Below are 3,949 nucleotides of genomic sequence, written 5' to 3' on the forward strand. Positions count from 1 at the left end.
CACCCTGACGATGTTCGGGATGGTACTCGCCATCGGCCTGTTGGTCGATGATGCGATAGTGGTGGTCGAGAACGTTGAACGCGTGATGATAGAAGAAAATCTCCCCCCCAAAGAGGCGACGGAGAAATCCATGTCGCAGATTCAGGGGGCGTTGGTGGGTATCGCCATGGTGCTGTCCGCGGTGTTTATCCCGATGGCCTTCTTTGGTGGTTCCACCGGGGCAATTTACCGCCAGTTCTCAATCACCATCGTTTCTGCCATGGCACTTTCAGTACTGGTCGCATTGATTTTGACTCCTGCGCTCTGTGCCACATTGCTCAAACCGGTGTCAGCAGAGCACCACGAGAAAAAGAGCGGCTTCTTCGGCTGGTTTAATGCCAAATTCGATCACAGCGTCAACCACTATACCAATAGCGTCAGTGGCATTATTCGTAAAACTGGACGTTATCTGGTCGTCTATCTGATCATCGTTGTGGGAATGGCGGTGCTGTTTATGCGCCTACCCACCTCCTTCCTGCCGGAAGAAGATCAGGGTGTATTCCTGACCATGATTCAACTTCCGGCTGGCGCAACACAAGAACGTACCCAAAAGGTGCTGGATCAGGTCACCCACTACTACCTGAACACGGAGAAAGCCAACGTTGAAAGCGTCTTTACGGTTAACGGCTTTAGCTTCAGCGGACAAGGGCAAAACTCAGGGATGGCGTTTGTCAGCCTCAAGCCCTGGGAAGAGCGTAGCGGAACGGAAAATAACGTTGAATCGATTATTGCCCGTGCAACCCGCGCCTTTAGCCAGATTCGTGATGGCCTGGTATTCCCCTTCAACATGCCCGCCATTGTTGAATTGGGCACGGCAACTGGCTTTGACTTTGAGCTGATTGACCAGGGAGGACTGGGACACACGGCGTTAACCCAGGCACGTAATCAGTTGATGGGGATGGTCGCCCAACACCCGGACCTGCTGGTTCGTGTACGCCCTAATGGCCTGGAAGATACCGCACAGTTCAAGCTGGATGTCGATCAGGAAAAAGCGCAGGCGCTGGGCGTTTCGCTATCTGATATTAACGAAACCATTTCCGCTGCACTGGGCGGCTACTACGTCAATGACTTCATTGACCGCGGCCGCGTGAAAAAAGTGTACGTCCAGGCTGATGCAAAATTCCGTATGTTGCCGGAAGACATCAATAATCTATATGTCCGCAGCGCCAATGGCGAAATGGTGCCATTCTCAACATTTAGCTCTTCTCAATGGGTCTATGGTTCACCGCGGCTGGAACGTTACAACGGTATGCCATCAATGGAGCTACTGGGAGAAGCCGCACCGGGTAGAAGTACCGGTGAAGCCATGGCGATGATGGAAAGCCTGGCAGAAAAACTGCCAACCGGTATCGGTCATGACTGGACCGGTATGTCTTACCAGGAACGCCTGTCAGGTAACCAGGCACCTGCGTTGTATGCCATCTCGTTAATCGTTGTCTTCCTTTGCCTTGCCGCATTGTATGAGAGTTGGTCGATTCCCTTCTCCGTCATGCTCGTGGTTCCACTGGGTGTTGTGGGTGCACTACTGGCCGCGTCGCTGCGCGGAATGAATAACGATGTGTACTTCCAGGTCGGCCTGCTTACCACCATCGGTCTCTCTGCCAAAAACGCCATACTGATTGTGGAATTTGCCAAAGACCTGATGGATAAAGAGGGTAAAGGCTTGATTGAAGCGACGCTGGAAGCCTCCCGCATGCGTCTTCGCCCAATCCTGATGACTTCGCTGGCCTTTATTCTGGGGGTTATGCCGTTGGTAATCAGTCGCGGCGCAGGTAGTGGCGCACAAAATGCGGTTGGTACCGGTGTGATGGGGGGAATGCTCACCGCCACATTGCTCGCTATCTTCTTCGTTCCTGTCTTCTTTGTTGTCGTTAGACGACGTTTTAGTCGACACAATGATTAATTTGTAAAATAAAGGCGTCTACGGACGCCTTTTTACCGGATATTGAGATCTTTATTTATTAATAAGATAGTCATTTATTTTTTCTCACCCCTCAGAAAAAAGCATTTATTGCTATCTGCTTTATTCATTATGTTTACAAACCACACGAATTGAGATTATTCCTCATGTCAGTCTTTTTTTAAGAGGTGGTAAAATAGCTTTCGATTTCGCAGATGACTTTGCGTTTGTCTTTGCTTTATTAGCGAAACGTTTATTTTAGAGGTAACACCATGAAAAGATTAATTTCCGTTGCATTGCTGACAGCATTACTGGCAGGCTGTGCACACGATTCTCCTTGCGTACCTGTCTATGACGATCAGGGCCGCCTGGTTCATACCAATACCTGTATGAAAGGCACCACGCAGGATAACTGGGAAACAGCAGGTGCAATCGCCGGTGGTGCTGCTGCCATTGCCGGCCTAACACTTGGGATCGTTGCCCTAACCAAATGAATCCTCTTAAAAGCGCGGTACCTGCCGCGCTTTTAATCAGAATGATAATTATCATATAAGACAAAAGGTTGGTGTAAGACATCAATCATAGAATAAGATTATTATAGATTCCACTCACATATCCGCGATGTGAAATTAGCATTTTTTGTATTCTTCGTAACAACATGTCCTCCTATCGTTATTCTCACGTCATCAATATTACCGCCCGAAATCGTTATCCTGCGTCCTGTCTGAATTTTAAATTTTTTGCGCCGAAATGTGGCTTACGTTTCAATTTTGCACCACTTCAGGGCGCTGCATTTATTTTTTCCTGTCTACACTCTGCATATTGCGTCGAATATTCGGTCGCAAAAAACTGGCACTACCTTTGCTTAGAAGAGTATGGCCAAAGCCACAGACAGGTAAAAGACGTTTTCAAAACGTCTCCATAACAATAATTCCTCCACACAGGATGCTCTATGAAAAAGATGATAATAGCCAGCCTGGCTGCGGCCGGCGTGATGCTTGCGATCGCAAATCAGGCACATGCCGGCGCAACGCTTGATGCCGTAAAGAAAAAAGGATTTGTACAATGTGGTATCAGTGATGGTTTGCCTGGTTTTTCTTACGCCGATGCGAACGGTAAATTTTCGGGTATTGATGTCGATGTTTGCCGCGGTGTTGCCTCTGCCGTATTCGGTGATGATACAAAAGTAAAATATACCCCACTCACCGCCAAAGAACGCTTCACAGCGTTACAGTCCGGCGAAGTCGATCTTCTCTCACGTAACACCACCTGGACCTCTTCTCGTGATGCTGGTATGGGCATGTCCTTTACTGGTGTAACGTATTACGATGGCATTGGTTTTCTCACCCACAATAAAGCTGGTCTGAAGAGCGCTAAAGAACTGGATGGCGCAACGGTGTGTATTCAGGCAGGTACAGATACCGAACTGAACGTGGCCGATTACTTTAAGGCCAACAACATGAAGTACACCCCCGTCACCTTTGACCGATCGGACGAATCCGCCAAGGCACTGGAATCTGGTCGCTGCGATACGCTTGCCTCCGACCAGTCTCAGCTGTATGCCCTGCGAATCAAGCTAAGCAATCCTGCAGAATGGATCGTCCTGCCTGAAGTTATCTCCAAAGAGCCGCTGGGACCTGTCGTCCGCCGTGGAGATGACGAGTGGTTTTCCATTGTTCGCTGGACCCTGTTCGCCATGCTGAACGCTGAAGAGATGGGTGTTAACTCGAAAAACGTTGATGAAAAAGCAGCTAACCCGGCAACACCGGATATGGCTCACCTGCTAGGCAAAGAAGGTGACTACGGCAAAGATCTGAAGCTCGATAACAAATGGGCTTACCATATTATTAAGCAGGTAGGAAATTACGCGGAGATCTTTGAACGTAACGTGGGATCGGAAAGCCCGCTGAAGATCAAACGCGGACAGAACAACCTCTGGAATAACGGCGGCATCCAATACGCACCGCCGGTGCGTTAATCCGTAGCGATGTAACGGGCGCCGCAGCTGCG

Annotated in this window: 3 protein-coding genes; all 3 read left to right on the forward strand. The window is 49.2% G+C overall.

Annotated elements, in window-relative coordinates:
• A partial coding sequence (locus FDW95_RS05500; RefSeq protein WP_137363435.1) for an efflux RND transporter permease subunit occupies positions 1–1,942 on the forward strand: 1,942 nt, incomplete at its 5' end.
• Positions 1,943–2,211: 269 nt separating this feature from the next.
• Positions 2,212–2,433, forward strand: coding sequence for a lipoprotein (locus FDW95_RS05505; protein WP_096755452.1), 222 nt, complete (start codon positions 2,212–2,214; stop codon positions 2,431–2,433).
• Positions 2,434–2,891: 458 nt separating this feature from the next.
• Positions 2,892–3,917, forward strand: a complete 1,026-nt coding sequence (locus FDW95_RS05510; protein ID WP_096755451.1) for an amino acid ABC transporter substrate-binding protein — start codon at positions 2,892–2,894, stop codon at positions 3,915–3,917.
• Positions 3,918–3,949 lie beyond the last annotated feature (32 nt).

Origin of the sequence: Citrobacter sp. wls718 (assembly GCF_005280945.1) — a bacterium.
Classification (GTDB): Bacteria; Pseudomonadota; Gammaproteobacteria; order Enterobacterales; family Enterobacteriaceae; genus Citrobacter; species Citrobacter gillenii.

Bases quoted from the DNA above. Each gene is read 5' to 3' on its own strand.
- FDW95_RS05510 (WP_096755451.1), top strand. From the start codon at position 2,892: ATGAAAAAGATGATAATAGCCAGCCTGGCTGCGGCCGGCGTGATGCTT.
- FDW95_RS05505 (WP_096755452.1), top strand. From the start codon at position 2,212: ATGAAAAGATTAATTTCCGTTGCATTGCTGACAGCATTACTGGCAGGC.